24 protein-coding genes and 1 pseudogene are annotated in these 19775 nt (G+C 43.2%); 16 read left to right on the top strand and 9 right to left on the bottom strand.

Annotated features, from left to right (window positions below; all coding sequences use genetic code 11):
* Window positions 1–7: 7 nt before the first annotated feature.
* Window positions 8–649 (top strand): annotated as a pseudogene (locus tag ACM0OZ_RS22505) (glutathione S-transferase family protein); the annotation flags it as partial.
* Window positions 650–1029: 380 nt separating this feature from the next.
* Here the strand turns inward: ACM0OZ_RS22505 and ACM0OZ_RS22500 are convergent.
* From ACM0OZ_RS22500 to aroA, 3 genes are all read right to left on the bottom strand, one after another.
* Window positions 1030–1509: a hypothetical protein gene (locus ACM0OZ_RS22500; protein WP_414585040.1), complete on the bottom strand. Its 480-nt coding sequence runs from the start codon at window positions 1507–1509 to the stop codon at window positions 1030–1032.
* A gap of 265 nt (window positions 1510–1774) precedes the next feature.
* Window positions 1775–1948 carry a hypothetical protein gene (locus ACM0OZ_RS22495; RefSeq protein ID WP_414585039.1) on the bottom strand — a complete coding sequence of 58 codons (174 nt, stop codon included), beginning with the start codon at window positions 1946–1948 and terminating at the stop codon, window positions 1775–1777.
* Window positions 1949–2379: 431 nt separating this feature from the next.
* Entirely contained in the window at window positions 2380–3729 is a 1350-nt protein-coding gene (gene aroA, locus ACM0OZ_RS22490; protein WP_414585038.1) for a 3-phosphoshikimate 1-carboxyvinyltransferase, read from the bottom strand.
* Window positions 3730–3856: 127 nt separating this feature from the next.
* Here aroA and ACM0OZ_RS22485 point away from each other — a divergent pair, with 127 nt between their 5' ends.
* A complete protein-coding gene (locus ACM0OZ_RS22485) occupies window positions 3857–4369 on the top strand; it encodes a hypothetical protein (RefSeq protein WP_414585037.1) in 513 nt (170 codons plus the stop codon).
* A gap of 442 nt (window positions 4370–4811) precedes the next feature.
* Here ACM0OZ_RS22485 and ACM0OZ_RS22480 read toward each other — a convergent pair whose 3' ends face one another.
* The 3 genes from ACM0OZ_RS22480 to ACM0OZ_RS22470 form a co-directional block, all read right to left on the bottom strand.
* Window positions 4812–5396, bottom strand: a complete 585-nt coding sequence (locus tag ACM0OZ_RS22480; RefSeq protein ID WP_414585036.1) for a thioredoxin family protein — start codon at window positions 5394–5396, stop codon at window positions 4812–4814.
* 15 nt (window positions 5397–5411) lie between these two features.
* Window positions 5412–5858, bottom strand: coding sequence for a YidH family protein (locus ACM0OZ_RS22475; RefSeq protein WP_414585104.1), 447 nt, complete (start codon window positions 5856–5858; stop codon window positions 5412–5414).
* A 147-nt stretch (window positions 5859–6005) separates the two neighbouring features.
* Entirely contained in the window at window positions 6006–7190 is a 1185-nt protein-coding gene (locus tag ACM0OZ_RS22470) for an RNA-guided endonuclease InsQ/TnpB family protein (protein WP_414585035.1), read from the bottom strand.
* A gap of 44 nt (window positions 7191–7234) precedes the next feature.
* Between ACM0OZ_RS22470 and ACM0OZ_RS22465 the strand changes: the two genes are divergently transcribed.
* Window positions 7235–7399, top strand: coding sequence for a ribbon-helix-helix protein, CopG family (locus tag ACM0OZ_RS22465; protein ID WP_414585034.1), 165 nt, complete (start codon window positions 7235–7237; stop codon window positions 7397–7399).
* Window positions 7400–7599: 200 nt separating this feature from the next.
* Here ACM0OZ_RS22465 and ACM0OZ_RS22460 read toward each other — a convergent pair whose 3' ends face one another.
* Window positions 7600–7815, bottom strand: a complete 216-nt coding sequence (locus ACM0OZ_RS22460; protein ID WP_414585033.1) for a chlorophyll a/b-binding protein — start codon at window positions 7813–7815, stop codon at window positions 7600–7602.
* Between the two features lie 252 nt (window positions 7816–8067).
* Here ACM0OZ_RS22460 and ACM0OZ_RS22455 point away from each other — a divergent pair, with 252 nt between their 5' ends.
* The 4 genes from ACM0OZ_RS22455 (at window position 8068) to ACM0OZ_RS22440 (ending at window position 11432) form a co-directional block, all read left to right on the top strand.
* Window positions 8068–9564, top strand: a complete 1497-nt coding sequence (locus ACM0OZ_RS22455) for a thymidylate synthase (RefSeq protein ID WP_414585032.1) — start codon at window positions 8068–8070, stop codon at window positions 9562–9564.
* A complete protein-coding gene (locus ACM0OZ_RS22450) occupies window positions 9564–10115 on the top strand; it encodes a deoxycytidylate deaminase (protein ID WP_414585031.1) in 552 nt (183 codons plus the stop codon). The genes ACM0OZ_RS22455 and ACM0OZ_RS22450 overlap by 1 nt, the downstream gene beginning before the upstream one ends.
* 39 nt (window positions 10116–10154) lie before the next feature.
* On the top strand, window positions 10155–10877 hold the full coding sequence (locus ACM0OZ_RS22445; RefSeq protein ID WP_414585030.1) for a dCTP deaminase domain-containing protein: 723 nt from the start codon (window positions 10155–10157) through the stop codon (window positions 10875–10877).
* Window positions 10878–10952: 75 nt separating this feature from the next.
* Window positions 10953–11432 carry an XRE family transcriptional regulator gene (locus tag ACM0OZ_RS22440; RefSeq protein WP_414585029.1) on the top strand — a complete coding sequence of 160 codons (480 nt, stop codon included), beginning with the start codon at window positions 10953–10955 and terminating at the stop codon, window positions 11430–11432.
* 51 nt (window positions 11433–11483) lie between these two features.
* On the opposite strand, the gene ACM0OZ_RS22435 is transcribed toward ACM0OZ_RS22440, so the two are convergent.
* The gene (locus ACM0OZ_RS22435; RefSeq protein ID WP_414585028.1) at window positions 11484–12020 is read right to left on the bottom strand and encodes a P-loop NTPase family protein; all 537 of its coding nucleotides are present in this window, start codon (window positions 12018–12020) and stop codon (window positions 11484–11486) included.
* A 296-nt stretch (window positions 12021–12316) separates the two neighbouring features.
* On the opposite strand from ACM0OZ_RS22435, the gene ACM0OZ_RS22430 reads away from it, so the two are divergent.
* The 8 genes from ACM0OZ_RS22430 to ACM0OZ_RS22395 all read left to right on the top strand — a co-directional run bounded on the left by ACM0OZ_RS22430 (window position 12317) and on the right by ACM0OZ_RS22395 (window position 18307).
* Complete coding sequence (locus ACM0OZ_RS22430) at window positions 12317–12448, top strand: hypothetical protein (RefSeq protein ID WP_414585027.1); 132 nt, start codon at window positions 12317–12319, stop codon at window positions 12446–12448.
* 35 nt (window positions 12449–12483) lie between these two features.
* On the top strand, window positions 12484–13041 hold the full coding sequence (locus ACM0OZ_RS22425; RefSeq protein WP_414585026.1) for an adenylate kinase family protein: 558 nt from the start codon (window positions 12484–12486) through the stop codon (window positions 13039–13041).
* 201 nt (window positions 13042–13242) lie between these two features.
* Complete coding sequence (gene rph / locus ACM0OZ_RS22420; protein ID WP_414585025.1) at window positions 13243–13983, top strand: ribonuclease PH; 741 nt, start codon at window positions 13243–13245, stop codon at window positions 13981–13983.
* Between the two features lie 240 nt (window positions 13984–14223).
* On the top strand, window positions 14224–14943 hold the full coding sequence (gene pgl / locus ACM0OZ_RS22415) for a 6-phosphogluconolactonase (RefSeq protein ID WP_414585024.1): 720 nt from the start codon (window positions 14224–14226) through the stop codon (window positions 14941–14943).
* Between the two features lie 189 nt (window positions 14944–15132).
* Window positions 15133–16107, top strand: a complete 975-nt coding sequence (locus tag ACM0OZ_RS22410; protein WP_414585023.1) for an FHA domain-containing protein — start codon at window positions 15133–15135, stop codon at window positions 16105–16107.
* Between the two features lie 221 nt (window positions 16108–16328).
* Window positions 16329–17072 carry a M50 family metallopeptidase gene (locus ACM0OZ_RS22405; protein WP_414585022.1) on the top strand — a complete coding sequence of 248 codons (744 nt, stop codon included), beginning with the start codon at window positions 16329–16331 and terminating at the stop codon, window positions 17070–17072.
* 49 nt (window positions 17073–17121) lie between these two features.
* Entirely contained in the window at window positions 17122–17292 is a 171-nt protein-coding gene (locus ACM0OZ_RS22400) for a hypothetical protein (protein WP_414585021.1), read from the top strand.
* A 229-nt stretch (window positions 17293–17521) separates the two neighbouring features.
* The gene (locus tag ACM0OZ_RS22395; protein WP_414585020.1) at window positions 17522–18307 is read left to right on the top strand and encodes a DUF4058 family protein; all 786 of its coding nucleotides are present in this window, start codon (window positions 17522–17524) and stop codon (window positions 18305–18307) included.
* A gap of 115 nt (window positions 18308–18422) precedes the next feature.
* Here the strand turns inward: ACM0OZ_RS22395 and ACM0OZ_RS22390 are convergent, their stop codons facing one another.
* Entirely contained in the window at window positions 18423–18809 is a 387-nt protein-coding gene (locus ACM0OZ_RS22390) for a hypothetical protein (protein ID WP_414585103.1), read from the bottom strand.
* Window positions 18810–19349: 540 nt separating this feature from the next.
* Here ACM0OZ_RS22390 and ACM0OZ_RS22385 point away from each other — a divergent pair.
* Entirely contained in the window at window positions 19350–19589 is a 240-nt protein-coding gene (locus tag ACM0OZ_RS22385) for a hypothetical protein (RefSeq protein WP_414585019.1), read from the top strand.
* Window positions 19590–19775 lie beyond the last annotated feature (186 nt).

The following is a 19775-nucleotide window of genomic DNA, read 5'->3' as shown; positions in this document are numbered from 1 at the left end:
AGGATGTCACCTCAAAGCTGACCCCAACTACACCGGACGGGTGACAGTTCCGGTTTTGTGGGATACACAAACCTACACAATTGTCAATAATGAATCCCGCGAAATCATCCGGATGTTGGATACAGAGTTTAACGCCTTCGCCAAACAAGATGTAAACTTTTATCCAAAACATTTGCAAAAAGTTATTGACGAGACAATTGATGCAATTTACCAGCCGATAAATAACGGTGTGTATCGGGCAGGATTTGCTACGACTCAATCGGCTTATGATGAAGCGGTAACGGAACTATTTGAGGCTCTTGACCACTGGGAGAAAGTGTTAGGAAAGCAACGCTATCTTTGTGGCGAACAAATCACTGAGGCGGACTGGTGTATGTTTACGACCCTGTTTCGCTTTGATGCGGTTTACTATGTGCATTTTAAATGTAACTTACGCCGGATTGTAGATTATTCCAATCTGTGGAACTATCTCAAAGACCTTTACCAACATCCGGGAGTTAAAGAAACTTGCAATCTTGATCACATCAAACGGCATTATTACAGAAGTCACCCCAAGGTTAACCCAACTCGCATTGTGCCGAAAGGTCCGATTATTGATTTTGATGCACCACACAACCGCGAACAACTGCATACAGCTTTGGAAGTTTGATGAGTAGGTGTTGGTACTGTACTACTCAATTCCTATCTATCCCCCGCCCTCTACAAAGTAGGGCGGGATAGTTGAAATTAGAAAAGATTGGTACGGCTCCTCTGGCAAGTTGATGGAATATTTAATAGAATTCATGTCAAGATACTATATGATATGGCAAATTGTATTTGCATAGAATAAACCCCTCCCTAACCCTGGCCAAGCATCGGTGAGGATATGCAATACCCTGAGTAGACTATGCTGTATTCCACTAACCTGAAAAGCGGTATAACTTAGATGATTGCAATATTTTCTTCTTGCAAAAATTGTACGTAGTACTCCTATAACACGTGGCTACCGAGTCATCCACTTGCTGCTCATTTCACCCTGGAATGCGAAAATCAGTGCGAGTACCAATCATGAGGATTCACATTTTGCACAACTTTTCCTGCATTTACCTTTACAGGAATTGGACGCTGACTTCCCGGCTTCTGACTACACTCATAGGTTAAACCGCACCGAACAGACTCATTGTAGTAAGCACGTTTTGCATCATAGCCATCACTACAGGTTTTTTCAGTTCGATAACTTTTTTTACATGCAACTGCAAAAACATTGTAGGTTCCAACAGGAACCTTAAGAGAGTAACTTTTTTGGCTTTGCTTCGTTTCAACACAGAGCATTTTTTTGGTCTGAATATTCATAGCACAAACCTTCTGAGCAGGTAAGTAATCAGACGGATAAATTACAGTTCCGTCAATAGTGCCACTACTATTATTGGGTTGAGCATCAGCATGAAGCGTGGTGTTGTAGACAAAAGTCGTAGCCAAGAATGCATAAGTGAACAAAAATTTCAAGTTCATAAGCTCTAAATTTAACATCCTATTGATATGTGAGTCCGGCGTATAAAAATTAAGAAAAGTAAAGTGCGGTGATAAAAGCTCGGTGCGATCGCATTCTCCCAATAACAGAAGAAACTTGAGAAGCATTCGACCAAAAACATACGATAAGCCAAACTTTGCCTAAAACAGAATGGAGCCAGCGTCTTCTGGACAAGCTAAAACCCTTATAATTTCATTGAAAGTCTATTTGACTTCGCCTAATTCGGAACAAACTAGGCAAAGTTAAGCGACAGCTAAAAGACAGTCACCATAAGTTTTCTAGCCTTAGCGTACAAAATTGTTCCATTGCTACTCGCACCCCAACACCAAGGGCGGACGGAGTTGCTGCTAGTGTTGCAGTAAATGCCGCAGCTATTCCACAAGCAGTAGCTAAAATTGTTCCAATAAATTTTGTTTGCTTTTGATTCCAGTTTTTCATATTGTTAATTCCATATTTGATTTGCTTACACTTTTACTTACGTCTTAAATTTTTATTTTTAGGGCTTAGAGGTCATTTATAAAGTAAATATTAAGTAGGGTGTGTTACGGCTATGTAAGGATTTGAGCGTCTGCTCTCTGTAGGAATGAGCCGTAACGCACCACTGTTTGGCGGTGCCGTACTTTCGGCTTTAACGCACCCTACAATTTAAGGTTTACTTTATAAATCATCTCTTATGCACTTAGCCAAGAGTCATAAGGTGAATATGTACAATTCAACGGATGAAAACAAACAGAGGTCTTATTCTGTCAACAAAACTGATATAAATTCTCAAAAGTAGAACTAGAGATAGTTAGTAGTAAGCACGCTATGTGCTCACTACTAACCAATCGGTTTCCTTGTTTCAGACCAATCTACACCCGTGGTTAAATTTATCCACCACAAATTTGTTGCAGTGTAGTAACAAATTCTGGATATGAAACAGCAGCTGCTTCCGCACGATGGATAGTCGTCTTACTAGAAGCTTTGAGAGCAGCGATCGCGAAACTCATTGCAATACGATGGTCAGTATGGCTATCGACATCAGTCCCAACCAAGGAAGTTCCGCCAGTAATTTCCATACCATCGGGTAATTCTGTTACCTTTGCTCCCATTTTATTAAGTTGCTGCGCCATGACAGCAATGCGATCGCTTTCTTTGACTCGCAACTCAGCAGCATCGCGAATAATTGTCGTTCCTTCAGCAAAAACCGCCGCTACTGCCAAAATGGGAATTTCATCAATTAAGCTGGGGATAATATCACCTGCAATGGTGCAACTTGTCAAACGACTCGAACGCACCCGTAAATCAGCAACCGGTTCCCCAGCAACCTCCCGCTGATTTTCCTGTTGGATGTCTGCTCCCATCATCGCTAAAGCTTCTAAAATACCGGTGCGGCTGGGATTCACGCCAACATTTTCAATCACCAGCTCAGAATCTGGTACAATTGCCCCAGCGACTAACCAAAAAGCAGCGGAACTGATATCCCCTGGAACAATCACTGTTTGCCCATAAAGTTGAGTCGGTCCAGTGATGGTGACGCTGTTGGTTTCCGGGTCAGTGATTAAGTCTGCCCCAAATGCTCGTAGCATCCGTTCGCTGTGGTCGCGCGAAAGTGATGGTTCTGTGACCGTAGTTTTTCCTTCAGTTGCCAAACCTGCAAGCAGAATGCAGGATTTTACTTGGGCGGAGGCGATAGGGGAATTGTAGTGAATTGGTTTGAGAGACTTTCCTTGAACTGCTAAGGGTGCAAGTGTATTGCCTTTACGTCCCCAAATTTCTGCTCCCATCTGTTGTAATGGTTTGACAACACGGGACATAGGACGCGATCGCAACGAACTATCACCCGTTACGGTAAAAAAGCGCCCTGCATGAGACGCTAACAGTCCTAGCATCAGGCGTATTGTCGTCCCAGAGTTACCAGCATTCAACACATCAACTGGTTCTTGCAAATTCCCTAAACCAATGCCTTTAACCCGCACTAATTCCGTATTGAGTTCCGAAATTTCTGCCCCCATCGCTTGGAAGCAGCTTGCTGTGCTACAGGGATCTTCTCCCAAGAGTAGCCCTTTAATTTGGGTTTCGCCTTCGGCTAAAGCACCCAACATCAAGGCTCTATGAGAGATAGATTTATCGCCTGGAACACGGATGCGACCTTGTAGAGATTGAGAATCAGATCGCTGAATGATTAAGTTTTGAGAAGCGTTTTCTCTAGTTTCGACAGTTATAACAGAAGCTGACATTAGGTGAAACTGGCGTTGACTGCGCTAGTATCCTATCGCTTTCCCTGTACCGCCTGCTCTACCAATATTTATCAATTTCTTCTTGTAATTCATTTCATGTCATTGGCTTTTTGCCTTTATCGCTGCCATGCTTACTTATCATCGCAAGCCCGTGTGCCTATCACTTATTTCCACAGATCTGCCCGTTTGGTCTGTTGTTGAAGCTGCTGCGACCCTTTATCAAAAAGACCACGAGAGATTTCACCTACTTTTGTCCACACCGCCTGTAAAAAATTGTGAAGCGGTAGACAATCTTCCTTGTACACAGAACACTTCCCAACAGCAAGGTAACGTTCAAGCCCCCAGTACTCCCCGGATATTGTGGCTGGAGATTTCCCCATACCGAGTTATCATGACCATGCAAGGTAATGATCAGTTGAGTTACCGTCATTACTGGGAACAAGGGGTTTACGGTGTTACTCGTTACTGGTTACCTGGTGAGTCATTACAACTTAGCCAAGCTATTCGCTTACGAAATTATACTCGTAGCCTGACTGTCAACGGACGCCCCTTACCCAAGCATTTACGTGTGGAATACGAATTGTGGACCGGAAAAGTCCAACTGGGTTCTTACATCCTTAGTTTAGAAGTAAAACACTGAAAGCAAGTCATGAACATCCTCCTTTGCGATCACTTTTGATTTGCAAAGGAGGATTTTTCTTTTATCGTTGGGTAGATTCCGACAAGAAATATAGCGCTTCTCGTTTGAATGAAGTACAAATTTATCTGTGTCCATCTGTACGGCAGTTGCTTCAACGGGGGGAACCCCAACGCCAGTCACCTGCGACGGGAAACCCGTCTTCAGTGCTGGCTCCGCAACGCACTGCCTCGTCCATCTGTGGTTCTTATTTCTTGATGTATTGCACTCAACTCGCGAACCGCTATATATAGCAATCCTAAATCATTTGTGAAAAACTAGATCCCCGACAACTCTCACGAAGTCGGGGATTTATGTCTTCAATTTTCACAAATCAAATAGAATGTCTACTAAGGCGTCATTCTGACTTCTGATTTCTGACTTCTGACTCCTTCTTCAACATTCTTTAAGTAGCAAAATAATTTGGTTCGTTACCAGGCTTCCATTTAATGTTGCAACCAATACTTGGCTTTTGCTCGCCTGCAACTGGTTTATCCGCTAATACTGCATCAATAGCTGCCCGTAAATCTGCACCTGTTACAGGTTTGCCATTGCTGGGGCGGCTTTCATCTAATTGTCCTCGATAAACGAGTTGCTGCTTGGCATCAAACAGAAAGAAATCTGGTGTGCAAGCGGCTGTGTAAGCTTTCGCAGTTTCTTGGCTTTCGTCGTAGCAAAAGGGAAAGTTAAAATCAAGTTCTATCGCCATTGCCTTTAATAATTCAGGTGCATCATCTGGATAATTTTTGGCATCATTGCTGCTAATCGCAACTATTCCTAAACCCTTATTAATATAATCTTTACCCAACTGTGCCAATTCTTTTTTTACATGCTTGACAAATGGGCAATGCCGACAAATAAACATCACAAGTAGAGCTTTCTTCTGGGCAAAGGTGGAAAGGGAAATCGTCTGTCCAGACACCACATCCGGTAAGTGAAAATCTGGTGCCTGAGTACCCAGTGACAACATCGTTGAAGCAGTTAAAGCCATACTAATTCTGTGTGATTAACGAAAATTGCGTGAATGAGGCTGATTTGGAAGCCGATACGAGGAAGAAGGCACTTTAGTTCGTAAAAGGAGCAATGGAATACTGAGAATTCCAAAAATAATCACAACTCCAGTCATCACCCAAACGGTAAATCTACTGGGTTGATAGTTTCCTTGTTCAATTTGCCAAAAAACTTGGTTGTACCGCCACACTGCTAAAAGTAAAGTAACAATACCAAAGATGACCAAAGAAATACCCAAATTTTCTGAGGTGAAAAAGGGATGTGGCGCTGGTTCCTGTTGCTGTTGAGTCAGAGTAAAATTCAGCTGGCGTATAAATAGACCAAATCGAGCAATAGCAAATCCAAAGCCAATCAATGCTATGGAAGTGCGTAGCCAAGCCAGAAATGTCCGCTCGTTCGCTTGATGCTCCCTTTGGCGGTCAATTTTGGGCATTTCGCTCATAAATACCAGATGTACTGCTCCATAAAATTTACACAAAACGTTCAAATCTGAACAATTTGGCATTTACTTCCCGTTTCAGCCAAGGGAGTCGGCTCCACGCCAGTCGCCTCAACGGGGGGAACCCCCGCACGGCGCTGGCTCTTCTTGTCAACGGGCGTCAGTTCCGACTGAGCCAGCCGTACATACTCGTGTTTGGGCATTCAACAGATTAAAAGCCGCATTTACATCCCTATCCATCGTTATGGTGTGAGCTATGCAGACAGGATTAATACATTTGTATACCCTGTCTGATAGCTTCAACCCATCATGCTTTGTCCCACACATACAACAAAGCTTAGACGAGGGATACCATCTGCCAACTAACTCAACTTTAGTCCCGTACATTTGAGACTTGTAGACTAGCTGACGGCGGAACTCGTAGAAGCCCAAATCAGAAATTGCGGCTGACAATTTCCTGTTAGCGAGCATTCCTGATACATTCAAATCTTCTATGCGAATCCGGTAGTATTTGCGACTTATGTCTGTTGTTAGCTTATGCAAAAAGTCTTTGCGTTGATTAGCTATGCGATACTGTTTTCTAGCTAACGAATCAAAGTACTTCCTTGCCTTATTCGACTGCTTGATGCCTTGACGACAGTTGCCTATCTGCTTTTTACGGTTACGCCATTGTGTTTTTGCCAGCTTGGTTTTCGCCTTTTTCATCGGCTTTGGCGCTTCCACACTAGTCCCATCGCTCAAGGTTGCAAAGCACTTTACCCCTAAATCAATTCCAACCTTCTGTTGTTGGTGATACAAAGGTGGTATTTTCTCTGCATCCACCGCAAAACTTACAAACCATCTACCAGCTTGGTGACTAATAGTGAAAGTCTGTGTCACGTAAGCACAGGCTAAAGACTCTTTCAACCGGAAAGTCCCCAGTGTTGGAATCTTTATTTGCTTACCAGACTTAAGCAACACTTTACCGTTGCTGTCGTAAACAGTGAATGACTCGCTATCACGACGCCTTTTAAATTGTGGCTTATCACACAGTCCTTTGTACCAACGTTGATAAGCATTTTCCAAAGCTTGTAATGATGATTGATATACCTTCGAGGAAAGCTTACTCATCCACTGGTTCTCAGGCTGCTTTTTGGTGTAGTTGGTCAAAACCTTCTTGATGGCTTTGATTTTCTTGCCACATCCGCCTTTTATGCCATCCCGTTCTAACCCTTCCATGAGTGCAAGCCCGTAGTTGTACACAAAACGGGAAAACCCAGAATGTCTACGCATCAAAGTTCGCTCTTTGTTATTCAACTTTAGTTCGACTTTGATGGCGTACATCGCTTGACTCATAAAACGTTATCCTGGGATTGTACACACAAACTACGGATATGACAATGGTGAAACAAGATAAAAGGATAGATTTGCGAGTAACAGAAGCAGAAATAGAATTGCTTGACGAGTATTGTGAACTGGTTGGAAAGAATCGGACTGACGTGCTACGAGAATTTATTCGTAGCTTGAAAAAGAAAATGCGAAACGCTAAGGAATATTCGATTTAATCAACTTTTTGATTATTTAGTAACACCTCCTGATTACCACAAAAGAACACTACCGTATTAAGTCACGTACATACTCCATCTATTGGCTAGCTTTTACAAACGTATGAGACGCAAAATAGCCTGACTTCGCTTAGATGTGCGGCGTCAGGCTTCTTATTGGGGAGAATAGGATGTCAAATTACCAAGATTAAGATGAGTTTCTACAGGCTTGTTAACAAACCAAAAATTCCATGTCCTGTAAACACTTCCAACGCAATCAGAGATACAAAACCAATCATTGCCAAACGACCGTTAATGAGTTCTGCGTAGGGAGTAAACCCGGTGCGATCGCCTTGATCATCCACATAAACTTTTGGCTCAATGGCAAAATTGTTCAGTTTGCCTGCTTCGTCAATAATCGAACCTCTTGCAGTCATGAATATTTTCCTTATGAAATGATTGCGGCTATGTAAAGAAGTGTAACTGAATTATTAAAATATGTAAAGTAAATGAGCAAAGAGGCGATTGCAAGGGAGCGCAGTGGGCTTTAGCCCAATCGCCTACACGCTCCCTTGCAGTTAATCGCGTCGGTGTAAACTGGCTGGCTAAATTTTTCTGAACAATTTGCTCGACTAGCAGCAGTTGTGGTGATAAGCTATAAAGTTGGTTTTTTTGACTTTGAGCTAACCATGACAGCAACAGGTAAGGCAATTCAATATCAATACAAAGCACTGCACAAGCCTAACCAGCTGATTTATGGTCAAGGTCAAACGGCAGTGATTACGGGATGGACTGTAAAGAGTGCGATCGCCAAACATCTGCACCCGCAAGAGTATGCAGTCATTGGACAACTGTACTCGCCCACACGAGGACTGAATTTCCTGATTCGCAATTTACTGTTTAACCCCCACGTCCGTTACTTGGTTGTCCTTAACGCCACGAACGAAGACAAGAACGCTGGTGCTGGAAGCTGCTTGCTGGACTTTTTCCGCAATGGTTTTGAAGAAGGATTAAGCGATACTGGACGACTAGCTTATGTAATTCGCTCTACCATTCCTGGATATATTGATATTGAAGTTGATGCTAGCGCCTTGGAAAAACTGCGGCAGTCTATAGAGTTTAAAGAAGCAAAATCAACGGCTGAAGCTTGTACTCTGGCGAAGTCTTTTGCACAAAGAGAAGCGGTTGAACCTTGGGGTTTACCGTTAGAATTTCCCATGTCTACTGTAGTACCAACTGTTCTACCAGGACCGCGCTACGGGCACAGAATTGAAGGCAAAACCATTGCCGAAACTTGGGTGAAAATAATTCATCGAATCAAGACAACGGGAACAATTCGACCAACTGGTTATGATGGACAATGGCAAGAATTAATCGATTTAATGGCAATCATCACTGATGAACCACCTAATTTTTACTTTCCTGAACCGAATTATTTACCCGTTGACCGCCCTTTTATCGACGAATACCTCAAACAGATTCTCGATGATGCACCCTACACCGAAGGCGTGAAATACACATATGGGCAGCGTTTACGTTCTTGGTTTGGGCGCGACCAAATAGAGCAAGTGATTCACAAACTCATAGGAGAAATTGATGCTGCTAGTGCAGTTATGAATTTATGGGATGTGAAGGACCACGACAAAGGCGGTAGCCCTTGTTTAAATCATATTTGGTTGCGAGTTGTGGATAATGAATTATCGCTAACTGCAACTCTCAGAAGTAATGATATGTTTGCAGCATGGCCCGCGAATGCAATGGGATTGAGGGCTTTGCAGCAACACGTTCGGGATGAAATTGCCAAACGTTCTAAATATGACTTGAAAATGGGACCGCTAATTACCATTAGTCAGTCGGCTCATATATATGATGACACTTGGGAAAATGCAGAGCAACTGATTCAGCAACAGTATTTAGCCATTTGTAGACAAATAGATTATCACGATCCAACCGGAAACTTTTTAATAGAAATTTCGGAAGGGAAGATAGTTGTTACGCATACAACCCCCGGTAGCGGAGAGTTTGTAGGTTGCTATTCGGGTTTTGATGCCTTGAAATTAGTCAGAGAAATTTGCGCGGATTCGCCTTCAATACGTCCAGATCATGCTGGGTATTTGGGAATCGAATTACACAAGGCGGCTGACTGTTTGAAAACGGGTAAGCAATACGTTCAGGATAAGAAATAATGGCTTGGGATGACCAGAGACCAACATGGGATGAGTACTTTCTGATGTTGGCTAAATTAGCAGCAACTCGCTCAACTTGCCTTGCTTTTCCGGTGGGTGCTGTGATTGTGAAAAATAAGCAAGTTGTTGCAACAGGTTATAATGGCTCACCATCGGGTTCGGCTCATTGTACCGCTCAAGGATTCTGCTATCCGGGCTTGAGTAGTTGCGATGCTAGTAAAACTTTACCATCAAGAGCCGTACACGCGGAGGCGAATGCGATCGCCCAAGCAGCAAAGCATGGTATCTCCACAGATGGCGCAAGTATCTACGTCACCTTGGAACCTTGTCTGTCGTGCTTAAAATTAATTATTTCAGCAGGAATTAAGGAAGTTTTTTACGAAACTTCTTTCAACAGTGGAGAGAAAGCTTTGGTGAGAGATTCATTTATCAATGAAGGCTTAGTTATCCTTAAGCAGGTTAAACTGTCTGAATCTACAGCAAAAAGAGCAGCCTCATTCTTGCTATTCTCTACATCTGTTGTCAGTTCTGACATATTACATACTTCATAAACTCTCAGAAATAACATTAATTAAAATTTAAACTTGACTATGTTTAGCGATACAGATATCAAACAACAAATAGAGGAAAGAAGGAATAATTCAACAAAAGGAATATCTATAGACCCATTTGAAGAAAAGTATTTAACTCCTGTTGGTTATGATTTCAGAGTAGGAGTAAAAGGATTCTCATGGAAAAATAAGCGTGAATTTGACATAGAACAAGAAAGACGAATTGAGATTGAACCTAACGATACGGTAGTGATTGAAACTTTAGAGTCTGTGAGTCTTTCTAAAGAAGTTGGAGCTACCATACACGCGATGGCTACAAGAGCTGTTCTTCAGGGTTTCTCTCACATTTCTACTACTATAGATCCAGGATGGACAGGCAAACTGTTAATTTCAGTTCACAATTACCGTGATAGTTCTGTAGAACTTCGATTTAGAGATTCTTTTTGTACAGTTTGCTTTTATAAAACAGAATCTGAATCCAAAGTACCTCTGGGGCGACCTGTTGATAGGGATGACCTATGGCAAGGACTTTTAGAGAAAGCGAAGGAAGAAAAAGACAGACAAGCCAGAGAAATACAGAGAAATAAAGGAAGAGAAAAAACAGAATACAGCATTCGCATTGGGTTGTTAGTAGCTTTCATCTTGGTGGCTTCATTTGTTGGTATTCAAATCTCTTTCAAAGATCCAGCTTTAGGTGCCTCCCTAGCTGCCTTCCTAGCTGTGGTAAGCCCTAGTATAGTTGAGCTATTAAAGCCAAGATAAATATTGCTTTACTACAGAAGATGTATTTTTAGAAAAATCAAATTTAGTAATATAGTTTTGGTAGCATTAGAAAGTATGAATATAGCCAAAACGCGCGTATACATATCTGGCGCGTTGACAGGTATTGAGAACCCAGAAGCAATTAAAGTTTTCTATGAGGCTATTGGCTTGCTTTGCGAGGAAATAGGATTTCAGGCTTATGTTCCGCATCTAAACACCGACCCCATCAATCATCCTAATATCAGTCCTCGCCAGGTTTTTGAGACTGATAAGCACCAAGTCAGCACCTCAGATTTACTCATAGCTTACCTTGGCTTCCCCGCTTTTGGCGTAGGTATGGAACTAGCTTACGCAGAAACCAAAGGCATTCCCGTTATTCTCCTATACGAAAAAGGCAAGCGTGTATCCAGATTCCCACGCGGTATACCCACTGTGTTCTCTGAAATCGAGTTCAACGACTATCAAGATGCTTTGACTCAACTTGAGAGTGCTTTGAAACAGTGGAGACAACAGCACAGAAAACAATCCTCCTCAGCGCCGTCCTCCTCCACTTAATATCTGTTAGTCGCAATCCACCTTTTGAGCGATTAAATTGCGGCTATATAGCTAAGGTTGATGGCTACGACGGATTTCGGTGATTTGGTCTGCTATTTCCAGAATAGATTGAGGCATTTCCGGTCCTGTAAGGATAATATCGACGTGGGAAGGGCGTTTTGCCAGCAATGCTAAAACTTCTGCTTCGGGAATTAAGCCAAAATGAATGGCTAAGCTCAGCTCATCTAATACAACGAGAGAATACTTACCCTCAAAGATGACCTTTTGTGTATGTTGCCACAACTTTTGTAGGGATTCCGTTTCGGTTTCGTCCAACTCGGGTGTATCAATGCAACGAGGCAAATCACCGCGAATCCAATCTAATTTTTGTCCCAGTTGGATGGGGTTCTCGTGTCCTTGACGAATGCCACCCTTGAGAAACTGTACTATTAACACTGGTGTGCCTTGACCAGCAATTCTCAGTGCTTGAGCCATGATACTAGTAAAAAAGCTACGATGAGAACTAGTGAAAACTTGTATCAGCCCTTCAATGGAATATGGTAAGCTGAGGGTCAAATTTAAGCTTGGGGTTTCTAGCTGAACAACCATAAAAATGTTTCAAAAAATACAAAATTATAAAGCGTTTTTGCTTAGGGTGGTTCTGGCAAATCCACCTGTATTATCTAGCTGTTTTTGACAATATGTAATGTATTTGCCAAGCCGCATTCTTAGTCAAACACTAGGTTTATGCTGAAGTCAAGAGTTATGGAAACTCAAATTCTTGCCTTTTGCCGGAAAGTAGTTGTCAAAATGAGAACACGTAACTGAAAGGACAAATCAATCAAAAAAAACTGGGAGGATAGCTGTGAGAGTCTAAGATCAAGTCGATTTGATTGCTTATTGCTATGCCAGACCCATCAGCCACACCAGACGTTTTGACGCAGAGAATATTTACAGTCAGCGATGAAGCTAATTTCATAAGAAAATCTTATTGTGGAGAAGTGAAATTTCCCGCCGATGGCAAAACAGATGGATAACGTTTTGAATTTGACAAAATCAGGAGTGAATGGTTGTGAGATTAGTGATTCTAGGAGGTTCGGGTTCAGGGAAAAGCACTCAAGCACAAGGGCTTTGCAGATACTTTGATATTCCTGTGATCTCCACTAGTGAAATATTACGCGATGTGAGCGCAGGCTTTACCAATCTTGGTCATCTCGCACAGCCATATGTGGAGACAGGAGAACTTGTCTCGGATCAAATGATGGTTGAATTCATCCAGAGTCGGTTAAGAAAGCCAGATTTTAACCGTGGTTGGGTGTTAGAGGGTTATCCCCGTACAGCGTTTCAAGCTGAACAACTGGACTTTTTGTTGGACAATCTAGGGCACAATTTAGACTGGGCAATTTATTTACAAGTCCCACAAGCAGTTATGGTGAGTCGTTCACTAGGGCGTTCTCTGCCAGATGACCAACCGGAAATCGTGCAGCGTCGTGTAGAAATATTTTATGACCGTACCATTCCCATCCTAGAATACTACGACCGTCGTCGGCGCTTGTTGACTATCAACGGTGACCAGTTACCAGAAGCCGTGCAGCAAAATATAGTCACTCTGCTCTCAACCCCCGAATAGGGTATGTTGTTCTCTTTAATCATTAATAATTGAGAAAAAATACGCTTTATCCCCACAAAATTCAAAATGCTTGCAATTCTATCTGGTAATTTCTGATAATTTCACAATGTGAAATATTAAGTTGTTCTTTAAAAATACTTAAACCGTAATACTCAAAGTGTAAGCGGCTGTATCGTATATAAAAATTTTGAGGCAAACTTAATGGCTTGGCAGCGTTCAGACGGTCGGCAACCCTACCAACTACGTCCTATTAGCTTTCAGCAAGGTTTCACCCGCTTTGCTCCTGGTGCCGTTCTCACAAAATGTGGCGATACTCAAGTCCTTTGTAGCGTCAGCGTTACACAGGGAGTTCCCAAGTTTCTAGAAGGAACTGGCAAAGGTTGGCTAACTGCTGAATATAGAATGTTACCATCAGCTACGCCGCAACGACAAGAACGAGAATTCATGAAGTTGTCTGGACGAACTCAAGAAATCCAACGTTTGATTGGACGTAGCTTAAGAGCAGCACTGGATTTAGGTGCCTTGGGAGAACGTACGCTGACAGTGGATGCAGATGTGTTGCAAGCAGACGCTGGGACTAGGACAACAGCGATTACAGGAGGGTTTGTGGCGATCGCTCATGCAATTTCAAAATTGTTACAGCAGGGAGTATTAGAGCGATCGCCCATCATTGGACAAGTGGCAGCGGTTTCTGTAGGGTTATTGCAGGGAGAGCCATTTTTGGATCTCAATTATATCGAAGATGTGACGGCTGAGGTAGATTTTAATGTGGTGATGAATCAGCAGTTGGGGATAATTGAAGTTCAAGGAACTGCAGAATCCGGTAGTTTTAGTCGTACTCAACTCAATCATCTACTAGATTTTGCCCAGAAGGGAATTCAAGAATTGTTAATCGCCCAACAAGAAGCGATTGCAGACTGGAATGATTTGTATCAAGGCTAAGAGAGTGCTTAGTTGTGAGTAGTGGCTGTCAATGATTCAGTACTCATAACTAAGCACTGACAACTGTTTTGGTAACTTTAATCAATATTTTTGTTAAAATTTGACGATAATTTTTATAACTACCCCCTCAAGCTCTGTTGAATTCATGAACATGATGTTAAAAGTTTCAAAAAGTAAAAAGGAAAATTCTCAAAATTTCGCTATTGTAATGCTGGAAGTCGCTAGTGTGATGATGGAGCGATGAGCAAAAAAGTTGAAGTTCTTCCAGATCAAGGGGCGCTAATTACGCGAGCGCTAGAATTGATCCTGTCCAAAATGGAAACTGCTATTCAAGAGCGAGGGCAATTTACCATTGCCCTGTCTGGTGGCAGCACACCTAAACCGTTGTACGAAGCAATCTCTACCCAAAAGCTGCCTTGGGATAAAATTCATGTGTTTTGGGGAGATGAGCGTTACGTCCCACCTGATCATCCAGATAGCAATCAACTGATGGCGCGTCGTGCTTGGTTAGATCGCGTTGATATCCCAACGGGTAACATCCACGCCATACCTACAAATCAAAATGACCCGGCAGCAGGAGCGGCTGAGTACGAAAGACATCTGCAAGAATTTTTTCACTCCTCACCAGGCGAGTTGCCTTCTTTGGATGTCATTTTATTAGGAATGGGAGATGATGCTCACACCGCATCTTTGTTTCCGCATACGGAAGCTTTAAAAGTAACAGATAAGCTGATAACCGTAGGGAACAAAGATGGAAACCCCCGCATCACCTTCACCTACCCATTCATTAACTCTGCTCGCTGCGTTATCTTTATAGTTGCTGGTGCCAATAAAAAACCAGCTCTTGCTCAAATTTTTGCACCAGTGGCAGATGAATTCACTTACCCATCGCGCTTGATTCAACCTCAAGGAGAACTTTGGTGGTTGCTAGATGCAGCAGCAGGAAGTGACCTCAAATAAGGATGCAGGATAAAGCACAAAGGATGAAGTATAAAAGATGAAAAATTAATCACACTTCATGACTTAATACTTCATACTTAATACTTCATACTTCAGCCTGAAAACGTACTTGTTAAAATCGGAAGCTAGAGTTGCCCCTCTGCTTGCTAGCACTATTTTACGATTGAACTTCAACAAAGGCTTAACCTCATGATCGTCTGCCCTAATTGCAATCACCCAAACCCAGACGGCGCTGTCCAGTGCGAAGCTTGCTACACCCCATTACCAGCTACTACTAACTGTCCCAGCTGTGGGGCAACCGTGCAGGCAGATGCAGCTTTTTGCGGTCAGTGTGGTTATAACCTGCGTGCAGGTGCTCCCACTGGAGTTGCCGCAACCGTCGCACCTGATCTCCCACCAGATTTACCACCCTTTGTTAACCCTGATCCTCTTGTACAACCACAACCCATAGGGGTAAGTACTGCTAATTACACCTCCCCTAATTCCGCATCCTTACCACCAACAGCGGTTTCGCTTCCTGATCCATCGGAAGTCACACAAAGTAGCCCCCCGCCTTCAAACGTCGCTGCACCACCCCCAGCACCGGATTTCTCCGCACCACCCCCTCCACCCCCAGCACCGGATTTCTCCGCACCACCCACTCCACCCCCAGCACCGGATCTATCCGCACCACCCACTCCACCCCCAGCATCGGATCTATCCGCACCACCCCCTCCACCCCCAGCACCCGATCCATCTCCAATAGCCCCTCCACCCCGAGCCCAAACTGCACCGCCCCCAGCCCAAACTGCACCGCCCCCAGTCATACCATCTGCTTCTAGAACTCAGTTGCAGCAGGTGACAGCACGGCTGCTTCACATCCAAACAGACAGGGAAATTGAATTGCCGCAAAACCTCTCTGTTATTCACATGGGCAAGCCTAATGATCGTATCCCTCCAGATGTAGACGTTTCAGGATTTCCAAATTCGGAAATTGTTTCGCGGATTCATGCCGATATTCGTGTAGAAGGAGACGCCCACTACATCGAAGATGTCGGAAGTTCCAATGGCACCTACATCAATAACTTGCCTTTATTACCAGGAAATCGGCACCGCCTACGCCCAGGCGATCGCATAAGTTTGGGTAAAGGAGACATGGTAACATTCCTGTTTCAACTTGTATAACGAAGGCTCTAGTACCGCAACGAATGCAAGTCAAATGTCCTTTTTTCCTAGCTTTTGACCTGTTACAGATGGTCGGTTTATTTCCGCACCCTGTGTACTAGTATAAATTCAACAATGATTTGTGTCTGGTGGTTGATAGTCGCCGCCAGGCACAAACTGTAGTTAGCATGGATAAAACTGCAACAAAAGCAGTAGCGTGAATACGTTAAGGAAAGTGACCCATGAGCAGCCTTGGGAAAGATTTTGAACCCTTGCTAACAAAAGAAGCGCCGCCAGCAGTTGACCGCATGGGGCTGACGTGGCTCATTGCCGCAGCGATCGCCACCATTATACTGTGGCAAGTACCAGCAGGTGATTATATTTTATACCCATTCACTATCCTGGCAACTTGGTTTCACGAAATGGGTCACGGCTTGATGGCACTGCTATTGGGCGGACAGTTTCGGAAATTAGAGATTTTTGGGAACGGTTCCGGTGTAGCAAGTTATGCCATGTCCTTGTCTTTGGCACCAATTGGTCCGGCTTTAGTTGCAGCCGCAGGACCAATGGGACCACCGATTGCTGGTGCAGCTTTGATTTTGGCTTCCCGCAGTTTTAAGGCGGCAAATCTGAGTTTAAAAATTTTAGGTGGTTTTTTACTAGTTTCGACGATCATTTGGGTGCGATCGCTGTTTGGAATCGTGGCAATTCCCCTACTAGGTTTAATTATCCTGGGTATTGCCTTGAAAGCTCCGCGTTGGGTGCAGGGGTTTACTGTTCAATTTCTTGGCGTGCAAGCTTGTGTGAGTACGTATCATCAACTTGACTATTTATTTAGCTATAGTGCTGGTCCCTTGGGACTTTCGGATACAGCGCAAATACAGCAGCGGTTGTTGTTACCTTACTGGTTTTGGGGTGGATTAATGGCAGTTGCATCTCTGGTGATTTTAGTGCAAAGTCTCCGCATCGCCTATCGTTCGAGATGAGCAACGTACCTTTTCTAACTCAATTGCGCTGGAAAATATCACACAGAGATTGACCCAATTATGGGATAGTTACGCATCGTCTTTAATGCAAGCATTCGAGGCGCGCCTTCAAGACAGTAGTAAAAGTTTACAACGAGATTTAGGCGATCGCGCTGCAAAAGAGGCAGCTGATATTACGGCGATTTTGACGGAACTGCGTCAAAGCCAATCAATTGGATGAACCTGAGTTTAAGCAGTTGAAACTGTTTAATACTACAGAAAAAGAAGAGTTCTAGCGTAATATTAACAGCCTTAAAGTCATAGTTGAACAAATTCCCGTAGAAATTGAGCGCGAAGTAGCTGCAATTCAAGCTAAGTTCGCTAATGGCGGTTACTTACCTAATTCCCCAGAAACTAGCCCGTTAATTTAGAATTATCCCATCCCCCAATCCCCAATCTTCCACTTCAGTATGAATTCTCCATTTCCCGGGATGAATCCTTATTTAGAAAATCCTGTATTTTGGTCAGAAGTACATCATCGATTAATTACAGCCATAGCAGATACTCTTGAGGAAAATATTCCCCCACAATATCGAGTCGCAATTGAACAACGTACATATTTAAGTGATGATTCAGATTCTCTACTAGTTGGTATACCAAATGTTACTGTTTTTTCTCAACAAACATCACCGCAGCAGGACTCATCAACTGCTATCCAAACATCCACATCAGAAGGTATTACGGTGATGATACCTTTACCAGAACATATTACGGTAAAATACTTAGAAATTCGTGAAGTTTCTACAGGTTTTGTGGTTACTTCTATCGAAGTTTTATCTCCTAAAAATAAACGTCCAGGCGAAGGTAGAAAAGCCTATGAACTGAAACGCAAAAAAGTTTTAGTGAGTCTTACTCATTTAGTAGAAATTGATTTACTCAGAAGTGGAAAACCCATGCCAATTTTAGGGGAGTTCCCTGTCACAGATTATCAAATTATTGTGAGCAAAAGTGAAACACGTCCGCAAGCTAAATTATACGGTTTTAGCATCAGAGAACCAATTCCCGTATTTCCATTACCTCTACAGACAGAAGATACAGAGCCGATTTTAGATTTGCAATCTTTATTGCATGGTATATATAATCGTGCAAGATATTACTTAGCAATTGATTATAATCAAGAACCAGTACCACCCCTAAAACCAGAAGATGCTGTATGGTCTGATACCCTTTTACGCGAACAAGGGTTAAGAATTTAGTAATTGGTGATTGGTAAGGGCCTGCTTTGCGCAATAGCCGGACTGGTTGAGAAACCCACACTGTACCTGTAGTTAGGGAACGTGTGTGGAGTGTCTCACAAACTGGGTTTTTTAGTTATCGTTTTTTTGTCGTTAAAAACTGACGCAAACTCAGCAAATTTAGAGTTTGTCCCAAAGAAAGCGGTAGAATTGTCACTCCTTCTACACGAGACTGCACCCAACCTTCTCCCCAGTACCATTCGTGAAAGCCGTCTATTCCTTGACTCAGCAACAAGCGCAGGCAGTTGGGACGTGCCACATCCACTTGATGATGAATCGAGACTGGTCCGATCCGGGTGGTAAACTCGAATCCAGGATGGAGTTCTTGTGGCATTCCAGAGGCAAAGCGACCTGTGGGGAGCCATTTTTCTAGTTCCGTAGGACGCAACAGACTGTCGTGAATTGCAGTTGCCGATGCATCAACTTCTATCCGTATTTGGCTTTGTTGAAAATTACCCAGCATTTTTCGAGGATTGCGAGAAGCGCAAGAGAGTTGTTTTTTTAGTATTGCAAAGATTCCGGGCAACTGTGGCGTTACAGTCAGTTGCAATGGAAACTGCATAAGTACTTTTTGACTGCATTTACTTAAGAAACAGCATCCCACTGAGGGATGCATCGGCTTCGTTGCACCAGACTTGGATGCATAACAAGATTGCACTCAAGTTTTCTTGAAAACAAATCATGATCAAGGAGAATTTTCATGCCTTTAAATAGGCTAGTTGATTCAGGACAGCCGTTTAATTTCGTCTGGACAAAATTGCACGAGCGTCCACAAATTTACCCATCTAGAGTCCACGATTAGTGCAGCAAGGCGGGTTTATTCTCAATAACCGACTTTTCACAACTCAACAAACCCGCCTTGCTGCAAAGGCTGGGCAATTTTGTCTAAGAACAGCCCAACCCCGACGGCTATGAATATGTGGAGAGAGAAATCGGGACTTGGCCCATCGCCGACTTTATCAACGGTGATTTATTCGATATTCTCAAAGAGCGCGCCAAGGACGTGCTGAACAAAGTGCCGTCGCTCACAACAGTGCAAGATCCACCGATCACAGTGGCTGGTCAATCTCCTGGCTCTGGCTTATTGAGTATAGACAAGTTTAGCAGCTTGCCTCTGCTGCTCGATGCCATCCGCGAAGCTAGCGATGAAGCTCGCGAGGAAAAACAAAAGCAAGAGAAACAGCCGACGCAAGGTGTCTTGCGTCGGCTGTTTCTTGTGCCCAACGCCGAGGTCGTCAATTGAAGAACCTGTACCTAGCAAAACATATGTTGTGCGACAAGGTGACGATTTATCAAAGATATCTGAGAGAGCTTACAGTGATGGCAGTATCTTTACATTGATCTATAACGCTAACAGAAATGTGATTGGACCTAACCGTTATATAAATCCTACTCAAAGCTACTCAACAATATTCATTGCTTATCACTT

This window comes from Scytonema sp. PCC 10023, assembly GCF_963920835.1.
Taxonomy (GTDB): domain Bacteria; phylum Cyanobacteriota; class Cyanobacteriia; order Cyanobacteriales; family Nostocaceae; genus Kalymmatonema.
The sequence above is the reverse complement of the archived record's forward strand: the minus strand, read 5'-3'. Positions and strand labels throughout refer to the sequence as shown.

What these genes read in the sequence shown, in the direction of transcription:
- ACM0OZ_RS22500 (WP_414585040.1), bottom strand. Translation starts at nt 1,509, where the DNA reads ATGTTAAATTTAGAGCTTATGAACTTGAAATTTTTGTTCACTTATGCA.
- ACM0OZ_RS22495 (WP_414585039.1), bottom strand. Translation starts at nt 1,948, where the DNA reads ATGAAAAACTGGAATCAAAAGCAAACAAAATTTATTGGAACAATTTTA.
- aroA (WP_414585038.1), bottom strand. Translation starts at nt 3,729, where the DNA reads ATGTCAGCTTCTGTTATAACTGTCGAAACTAGAGAAAACGCTTCTCAA.
- ACM0OZ_RS22485 (WP_414585037.1), top strand. Translation starts at nt 3,857, where the DNA reads ATGCTTACTTATCATCGCAAGCCCGTGTGCCTATCACTTATTTCCACA.
- ACM0OZ_RS22480 (WP_414585036.1), bottom strand. Translation starts at nt 5,396, where the DNA reads ATGGCTTTAACTGCTTCAACGATGTTGTCACTGGGTACTCAGGCACCA.
- ACM0OZ_RS22475 (WP_414585104.1), bottom strand. Translation starts at nt 5,858, where the DNA reads ATGAGCGAAATGCCCAAAATTGACCGCCAAAGGGAGCATCAAGCGAAC.
- ACM0OZ_RS22470 (WP_414585035.1), bottom strand. Translation starts at nt 7,190, where the DNA reads ATGAGTCAAGCGATGTACGCCATCAAAGTCGAACTAAAGTTGAATAAC.
- ACM0OZ_RS22465 (WP_414585034.1), top strand. Translation starts at nt 7,235, where the DNA reads ATGGTGAAACAAGATAAAAGGATAGATTTGCGAGTAACAGAAGCAGAA.
- ACM0OZ_RS22460 (WP_414585033.1), bottom strand. Translation starts at nt 7,815, where the DNA reads ATGACTGCAAGAGGTTCGATTATTGACGAAGCAGGCAAACTGAACAAT.
- ACM0OZ_RS22455 (WP_414585032.1), top strand. Translation starts at nt 8,068, where the DNA reads ATGACAGCAACAGGTAAGGCAATTCAATATCAATACAAAGCACTGCAC.
- ACM0OZ_RS22450 (WP_414585031.1), top strand. Translation starts at nt 9,564, where the DNA reads ATGGCTTGGGATGACCAGAGACCAACATGGGATGAGTACTTTCTGATG.
- ACM0OZ_RS22445 (WP_414585030.1), top strand. Translation starts at nt 10,155, where the DNA reads ATGTTTAGCGATACAGATATCAAACAACAAATAGAGGAAAGAAGGAAT.
- ACM0OZ_RS22440 (WP_414585029.1), top strand. Translation starts at nt 10,953, where the DNA reads ATGAATATAGCCAAAACGCGCGTATACATATCTGGCGCGTTGACAGGT.
- ACM0OZ_RS22435 (WP_414585028.1), bottom strand. Translation starts at nt 12,020, where the DNA reads ATGGTTGTTCAGCTAGAAACCCCAAGCTTAAATTTGACCCTCAGCTTA.
- ACM0OZ_RS22430 (WP_414585027.1), top strand. Translation starts at nt 12,317, where the DNA reads ATGCCAGACCCATCAGCCACACCAGACGTTTTGACGCAGAGAATATTT.
- rph (WP_414585025.1), top strand. Translation starts at nt 13,243, where the DNA reads ATGGCTTGGCAGCGTTCAGACGGTCGGCAACCCTACCAACTACGTCCT.
- pgl (WP_414585024.1), top strand. Translation starts at nt 14,224, where the DNA reads ATGAGCAAAAAAGTTGAAGTTCTTCCAGATCAAGGGGCGCTAATTACG.
- ACM0OZ_RS22410 (WP_414585023.1), top strand. Translation starts at nt 15,133, where the DNA reads ATGATCGTCTGCCCTAATTGCAATCACCCAAACCCAGACGGCGCTGTC.
- ACM0OZ_RS22405 (WP_414585022.1), top strand. Translation starts at nt 16,329, where the DNA reads ATGAGCAGCCTTGGGAAAGATTTTGAACCCTTGCTAACAAAAGAAGCG.
- ACM0OZ_RS22395 (WP_414585020.1), top strand. Translation starts at nt 17,522, where the DNA reads ATGAATTCTCCATTTCCCGGGATGAATCCTTATTTAGAAAATCCTGTA.
- ACM0OZ_RS22390 (WP_414585103.1), bottom strand. Translation starts at nt 18,809, where the DNA reads ATGCTGGGTAATTTTCAACAAAGCCAAATACGGATAGAAGTTGATGCA.